The organism is Clostridium psychrophilum, assembly GCF_018861705.1.
GTDB lineage: Bacteria > Bacillota > Clostridia > Clostridiales > Clostridiaceae > Clostridium_AD > Clostridium_AD psychrophilum.
Genome location: NZ_JAHLEC010000045.1, coordinates 20,468 through 28,260, shown reverse-complemented (window position 1 = coordinate 28,260; position 7,793 = coordinate 20,468). Strand labels below are relative to the sequence as shown.

Sequence of the window (7,793 nt, the reverse complement as noted above, 5' to 3'; positions counted from 1 at the left end):
TTTTGTTAGAAGAATAGCAAAAATAAACGTTTTTTTATTGAAAAACTTTTTCAACTCTTTTTACGGTGGAAGTTAACTCTGCAAAGTGGAAGTTACTTTTTCAATTCACCTATATTGAAAACACTAAATTCTCTTATTGCATAACTTTGTATGTTTTACATTAAATTATATATATCTATGCAATTATATTCGTAATTGTACCAATGTTAAGTTATGTTAATTATGTTAATACAATATTGTACTTTGTTAATTAATATAATATAATTAAGATTGTACGGGTTTAAATTTATTATAATTTTGATCCTGTATTAATTGTATAAATATCTGATATGATTTTATTCATCAAAGGAGTGACAATATGTTTAACTTTAAACCGAAAGACAATTTGTTTTTTGAACTTTTTACAAAAGGAGCTCGAATATTTAATAATTCCGCAAAAGAGCTAAAGTTGTTAATGAATGAACTTGACAATCCTAAGGCAAGATTAGATAAACTTGTAAAACTTGAGCATGAGGGAGACTTAGTAACACATGAATTAATTGAATACACTAAAAAAATGTTTATAACTCCGTTAGATAGAGAGGATATATTTAATATAACTAAAGGAATAGACAATATTACAGATGGAATTGAATCAACTGCTCATTTGTTTTACATGTACAATGTGACTTCTGCTACACCAGAAGCTATTGAACTTGTTGATAAACTTATAGCTGTTTCTGATAATCTTGTAGAGGTGGTTGTAGAATTAAAAAGTCTTCGTAAAAGCACTTTATTAGTAGATAAAATTATTGAGATAAACACTATAGAAAACGAAGCTGATTTGATTTATAGAAAAGCTATGAGAAAACTTTTTGAAAATCCAGAAGATTTACTATTTGTAATGAAATGGAAAAACCTATACCATTATTTGGAGAATAGTATTGATGATTGTGAAACCCTTGCAAATGAAATCCGAGGAGTGGGTATGAAATATGCTTAATTCTTCAATTATTATAATTGTTATATTATTGGCCCTTGGGTTTGATTTTATAAATGGATTCCATGATACAGCCAATTCTATCGCTACATCAATAGGAACTAAAGTTATGACTCCTATGCAAGCTTTGGGAATGGCTGCAGTTCTTAATTTTGTTGGAGCTATGTTAAATACAGAAGTTGCAAAAACTATAGGAACAGGAATAATCAATGTTGGAATAGCAACACCTCAAATTGTGGCTATAGCCTTAGTTGCTGCTATTATTTGGAACCTAATTACTTGGTATTTAGCTATCCCTAGTTCTTCTTCCCATGCACTAGTAGGTGCACTTGTAGGTGCATCCATAACTTCACACAAACTTGATTTTTCTGTTATTAATTGGACTGGCTTTTTAGATAAAATAATAATTCCACTTATATCTTCACCAATATTCGGTCTTGTAATCGGATTTATATTTATGCTTATACTTACATGGCTTTTCCACAAAGCAACACATAAAAAAGTTAATGGATTATTTAAAAAATTACAAATATGTTCGGCTGCTTTAATGGCATATAGTCATGGTTCAAATGATGCTCAAAAATCTATGGGTGTTATAACTATGGCACTAATTGCAGGAGGACTCTTAGATGGACGAAATTTTGCTATTCCATTGTGGGTAAAAATTGCATGTGCAATATCAATGGCATTAGGTACTATGACAGGTGGTTGGAAAATAATAAAGACTATGGGTGTTAATATGATTAAATTAGAACCAATAGATGGATTTGCCGCTGAAACAGCAGCTGCGCTTACTATTCAAGTAGCTACATCATTAGGTGCTCCGGTAAGTACAACTCATGTAATATCTAGTGCGATAATGGGTGTTGGATCATGCAAAAGACTTTCAGCTGTTAGATGGAGCTTAGCAAGAACTATATTGGTTGCATGGGTTTTAACAATTCCTTGTAGTGCTATAATAGCTTCAATAATTGCTTTTGTGTTTTACCATTAATACATATAATTTTTTTGTATGTTTAATTGATTTTCCAGTATAAAAAAAGGTCTATAACGTTTATAAAAATGTTATAAACCTTTTTTTATATCCTCAATATAAGATATTACATTACGTACTTCCTAACTTCCTATCAACTTTATTTACATAATATTGTTTAATATTTTATGTATCTTATTTTATTGCATGTTGTATTATCAAGTAATGATATATAAAATAAGTTTTACTTATTTCTATTTTAGTACTTAATTTTTTCATATATATAAGTTTACATTTTTGAATTACTTTACATAATGTTGGTTATGTAAAGTAACTTAGAATATATAATTGTATTTATGTATGATATAATTATAATAGATATATACTAAGTACAATAGATTGGAGATATAATACTAATGAGTAATGAAGAAAATATTACAACCTTTATGCCAGGAGTAATTTCAACCTACCCTAAATCTAATAAAGATATTTATTTTATCTTTTCTAAAGACAGTTTATTAGTTAAATCGGAAAATAATAAAATAGTATTACCAAATTTAGTGGATCTCAAAGATTTAACATTGGTTAATGTGCAATATATTGGTTCAATAAACAATATAAATTGTTTTTGTGGAGAAATAAATAAAACTTTTATTATTCCAAATAAGATGAATCTAAGTGCACTAAGGGCTCTAGCTCTTCAATTATCTGAAGAAATGTTCTGGATTGCAGGCAGAGCCACTCAACTAGTAAACTTTAATAATGATCATATCTATTGTGGTCGATGTGGTGCATTAACTAAAAACGTTAGTGGAGAGAAATCTAAAAAATGTCCCAAATGTGGCCTTACAAATTACCCTAGAATTTGCCCAGCCATAATAGTTGCTGTACTTAAAGATGGTAAAATACTGCTTGCTCATAATAATCAATTTCCTAAAGATCTATATAGTGTAGTTTCTGGATTTTTAGAAGTTGGAGAAACTTTTGAGGAATGCGTGAAAAGAGAAGTTTATGAGGAAACAGGACTTCATGTAAAAAACATTAAATATTTTGGTAATCAGCCGTGGCCTTTTCCTAATTCTCTAATGATAGGATTTACTGCAGAATACGAAAGTGGAGAAATAAATGTAGATGGAGTAGAAATTGGGCATGCAGACTGGTATGGATCTAATGAAATGCCTGTAATCCCTGATAGCATTAGTATTGCCAGAAAATTAATCAACTGGTATTCTAAGAATAATTAATTTAAAAGCATTTATGCTACACATTATAATAAGTAGAAGTTAGAATTTAGTTCACAACGAATTAAATTTTAACTCCTACTTATTTTCTATTATATTATATGTTAACAATATTGCTCTTTTTCAAAGAGATTTCTGTTTTTTAAGTCTATAGATTAGTTTATTACAAATTGGAATTTATTTTATCTGGCGACACTTTATTTTGTATTACTAAGTAATTATATTCCATTATTTTGTGTTATAATTTTATTATAAATTTATTATAAAATATTAGTGAAAAGAGGTTTAATTATGAATAAAAAGGAACTGGCAAATATAAGAAAAGAATTTAAATTAGATAGTGACATGATGAAAATACAGGAAATCTATAGTGTTTATCTAAAAAAAGATAATGTGAAAATTGATTATGAGCCTGTTATTTATTCGGAGTTTGATCATTTTGATAGCATGGATATGAATAAAAAAGAATTGTTTCTAGGTAATTTCAAGAAAGTACTTACAGGTGCTATAGACACAAAAATTTTTGAGCTGGATTTCCAAAATATTGAGGAACAAGATAATACTCAAAATATATTAACTAATGTTTTAAACGCAGATAATAAAAATGATATTCAAACTAGTATTAATAAATTAATTGAAAAAATTACAGCTAACTATAAATATGAAACTGATATAGTAATTACCTTTATTAAAGCTGAATACTGGTTAGGTACAAGCCATAAAAATATGGATCAAGCTGAAAGCATTAATGACGCTATGCAAACCTTTAATTTTGTCCTATCAAGTGTAAATAAAATAGATGCTCCCAAAAGAACATTAAAATTTGATTATACAGATAATGAATTTAAAGCAAATTCAGCCTTAGATTCAGTTATTAACCTAAATTCACCATTAGAAGGCTTCATGTTCCCTACTCTTAGCAGTGGGTATTCGGATTATAATAAAGTTTTATATTATGCATCAAAACCTAAAGAACTAAATACTTCATTTATAGAGAATGTACTTAATTGCGGGTTTAAATTCACTGCTGAAGATGAAAGAAATTGCTTTAGTGATATATTAAAATCAGTAATAGGAGATAAAATAAGACCCGAACTTATGCAGGATATTTATGCTAATATACACGAAATTGCTGAACAAGCCGAAGACGGAGAACCACCTGTTCTAGGAGTTATAGATATTAAAAATATTCTTAATAATTGTGGTGCGGAAACTATTTATGATATAGAAAACGCTTTTGAAGAAACATGTGGTAGCAAGTATGACTTTAAGATAAATAACATTGTACCCGAATTTAATTCTAAATCAATTAAGATTACTAGTGAAATTGCTAACATTACTTTAACTCCTAAGGATCTAAATTCTGTTAAGCAAGTAAGAAATAAGGATGGTAAAAGATGTTTACTTATTGAAATTGAAGATGATATAGTTATAGAGGGTTTTAGATTAGAGACCGAAGAGTTTTAATTATTCTTCATAAAAGATATCGTGAAGTGGCCTGTTATTTTAAAAAAACTAAGTCTTAGAATCTAAGGCTTAGTTTTTTATTGCTATTGTGCACTTTACTAAAAATATAAAACGATAAATATTACATATCTCTTGGATTTATATCATTAATCATTTTAAAATTTCCAGTAATATACCAATTGGTTTCTTGCTCTTCTACGTTATATACTTTACCAAGTATTTTAAACTTTGACATAACTCCTGAAAGTGAACCAACAAATGAAGGTGTATTCAATTGTGCTTTCTTGATTATTTTCCCATTATGTGTATCTCTAACAATTGGATCTTTTGGAATAGCATTGTGTATCTCTTTGCTAGTTTTTCCTGTTCCCTTACTAGTAGCTCCTAATTTTTCTAATGTTCGATAGATCTTTTCCATCATATCTTTTCTCTTTTCAATACTTATATTAGGAGTTTCTTCTTGTATGTATTCTGATGATTTTGTCATAATAATCGTCCCTTTCTTTAACTAACAGTAATTTTATGAATATGTTTATCTCTATTATATCATGACTTAGATACTTTTTAAAAAATTGGTTAAATATAAAATAGTGTCCAATATATTAATAACACTATTTCATCTCAATTAAATTATTCCAATACTTTTTAGGCATATTTTTCATTTGTAGTTTTTCATTAATTCTTTCCTTTATTGAAACACTCTTATGGAATACTTTCCATAAGTTTTGATAGAACAACTCTTCCTCTTCACAACTCACTACTTTTTTAAATTCTAAATTTCTAAGTATCCATTCATCGTCTTTATATACTATACCAATTTTTCTCTTAATATCATGAATTATCCACATTTCATTTGTCAGTCTTGCTTTAAAATGATTTCCAATTAGTTCTAATATATTATAAGTAGGTTCTATTGCTGCGTATAATATGCCTCTAAATTCCTGAAATCTAACTAATCCTAAAAACTTATGTGCTTCCCTTCCAACTTTTCTAGAATACTTTTGTATCTGATTAACTGTTTCGTCTGTAAGATAATCGTTAATTTTACTGCCTATTCTAAACCCTAATTGTATATAAGTAAATAATTTCATCTCAATGCCTGGTTTTTCAGATAAAAATGATTGATATACATTAATTAATGCTTCCTTTGATATTTTATCTAAAATAGCCCTCGACACTTTGTTTGATTGTACATTATCACTTATTATAAAATTATCCTCAAATAGAATATTGAATGTAAAACTATTTTCCTTCTCTATACTTTCAGGTATATTATTATAATAACAATTATATATAACTGTTAAGAATCCATCAAAAGTTCCATCATAAATATACCTAAGCAAATAAATCACTCCTTAAATTAAACAAACTGATTTGTTGTGGTTTATCAAAATTTTCAAAATCCAATAAATAATTCTTAAGAGTCAATCTCTCCATGCTTTTATCACCATAAAATTTACCACTACAAGTTATAAAGAATCTAGCTCTTTTAAGTACTATTCCCATTTTTTTTAAGTTTTCATAAGAAAGATTACACATTCTTCTTGATTTCACAATTCTTTGAGCTGATTTTATTCCTATTCCAGGTATTCTAAGTAGCATCTCATACGTAGCATTGTTTACTTCTAATGGAAAATTATCTAAATTGTTTAAAGCCCAAAAGGCCTTAGGATCCAAATCTATATCAAAATTAGGATTTATTTCACTTAATAATTCCTTTGCCTTAAAACCATAGTGCCTTAAAAGCCAATCTGCCTGATACATTCTATGTTCTTTTAAAAGTGGAGGAGTGGTTTGAATTGATGGTAAATTTACATGTTGCATCACTGGAACATATGCAGAATAATATATTCTTTTAAGTCCAAAGGCATTATATAATCCTTCTGTAAGGCTAATCACACTTAAATCACTTTCATCCGTTGCACCAACCATTATTTGAGTACTTTGACCACCAGGTGTGAATTTAGGGGCTTTAAATCCTATCTTCTTATATTCAGTTGACTCCATTATGCTTTGTTTAATTAAACCCATAGGTTTTAATATATCCGCCTTATTCTTTTGTGGTGCTAACAGTTTTAAACTTTTCTCAGAAGGGAGTTCAATATTTACACTCATTCTATCAGCATACAATCCAGCCTCATATATTAATTTTGGATCTGCACCAGGAATAGCCTTCACATGAATATAACCATTAAATCTGTGTATTAACCGTAAATCTTTTATTACCCTCACTAAATTTTCCATAGTGTAATCTGGACTTCTTTCTACTCCTGAACTTAAGAATAATCCTTCAATGTAATTTCTTTTGTAAAAATTTATAGTTAAATCTACTACTTCCTTAGGAGTAAAACTTGCACGTTCCAATTCATTACTAGATCTATTAATACAATACTTACAATCATATATACATTTATTGGTGTATAATATTTTAAGTAGTGAAATACATCTTCCATCTTGTGACCATGAATGACAAATACCCGATGCTGCTGCATTTCCAATTCCAGCCTTAGTGTTTTCTCTATTAGAACCACTTGATGAACAAGATGCATCATATTTTGCTGAATTCGATAATATTTCAAGTTTTTTCATAACATCCATTATATCACCTCGCAAACGTTTGTTCTTATTTTATCATATCTTATTCTTAATTAATAGAGTTATATACTGGAATCCATTGCTTCATATTTAATTTAATATTCTTATAGTATACAATCCATCATCTAAAATGCTTTGTTCACAACTAAACTTAACCCCAGCATCAATCAACTCGAAACATACATCTCTTGTACTGTTTATATCAAACATACAAGAGCCTCTTCGGTCTAATACTCTCACAGCATCTTTATGTATTCCTTCCCTCAATAAATTGTCTTTCACTGCTTTATTTAACATTACAATACCTCCTATGTCCACATATAAATCTAGTTCATTTAATATTTTTTACTCTACATATAATATACTACACTTTTAGTTTTTAGTTTGCCTAATGTAAATAAGTACTCACTATTTGTTTGATTATTTAATAATATTAAACTTACTATATGTAATGTATTCTTAATCTATATAACATAAATCAAAAGCCTGTAACCAAATTGGCCACAAGCTTTTGATTTTTTAATATTACATTTAGCCT

The 7,793-nt window shown here is 28.1% G+C and carries 8 protein-coding genes; 4 read left to right on the top strand and 4 right to left on the bottom strand.

The genetic code is table 11. From position 1 onward, the window contains the following. The first annotated feature begins 358 nt into the window (after positions 1 to 358). From KPL38_RS10965 to KPL38_RS10950, 4 genes are all read left to right on the top strand, one after another. The gene (locus tag KPL38_RS10965; protein ID WP_216289175.1) at positions 359 to 982 is read left to right on the top strand and encodes a DUF47 domain-containing protein; all 624 of its coding nucleotides are present in this window, start codon (positions 359 to 361) and stop codon (positions 980 to 982) included. Continuing rightward, positions 975 to 1,973 carry an inorganic phosphate transporter gene (locus KPL38_RS10960; protein ID WP_216289174.1) on the top strand — a complete coding sequence of 333 codons (999 nt, stop codon included), beginning with the start codon at positions 975 to 977 and terminating at the stop codon, positions 1,971 to 1,973. The genes KPL38_RS10965 and KPL38_RS10960 overlap by 8 nt, the downstream gene beginning before the upstream one ends. 395 nt (positions 1,974 to 2,368) lie before the next feature. Beyond that, entirely contained in the window at positions 2,369 to 3,196 is an 828-nt protein-coding gene (gene nudC, locus KPL38_RS10955) for an NAD(+) diphosphatase (protein WP_246577915.1), read from the top strand. A gap of 288 nt (positions 3,197 to 3,484) precedes the next feature. After that, a complete protein-coding gene (locus tag KPL38_RS10950; protein ID WP_216289173.1) occupies positions 3,485 to 4,660 on the top strand; it encodes a DUF4317 family protein in 1,176 nt (391 codons plus the stop codon). 121 nt (positions 4,661 to 4,781) lie between these two features. Here KPL38_RS10950 and KPL38_RS10945 read toward each other — a convergent pair whose 3' ends face one another. From KPL38_RS10945 to KPL38_RS10930, 4 genes are all read right to left on the bottom strand, one after another. Next, positions 4,782 to 5,147: a hypothetical protein gene (locus KPL38_RS10945; RefSeq protein WP_216289172.1), complete on the bottom strand. Its 366-nt coding sequence runs from the start codon at positions 5,145 to 5,147 to the stop codon at positions 4,782 to 4,784. A 124-nt stretch (positions 5,148 to 5,271) separates the two neighbouring features. Further along, positions 5,272 to 6,003, bottom strand: coding sequence for a TIGR03915 family putative DNA repair protein (locus KPL38_RS10940; RefSeq protein ID WP_216289171.1), 732 nt, complete (start codon positions 6,001 to 6,003; stop codon positions 5,272 to 5,274). Next, positions 5,996 to 7,258 (bottom strand): putative DNA modification/repair radical SAM protein, encoded by a 1,263-nt coding sequence (locus tag KPL38_RS10935; RefSeq protein WP_216289170.1) that lies wholly within the window; start codon positions 7,256 to 7,258, stop codon positions 5,996 to 5,998. Before KPL38_RS10935 ends, KPL38_RS10940 begins: the two co-directional genes overlap by 8 nt. A gap of 87 nt (positions 7,259 to 7,345) precedes the next feature. Next, positions 7,346 to 7,552, bottom strand: coding sequence for a hypothetical protein (locus tag KPL38_RS10930; protein ID WP_216289169.1), 207 nt, complete (start codon positions 7,550 to 7,552; stop codon positions 7,346 to 7,348). Positions 7,553 to 7,793: the final 241 nt, after the last annotated feature.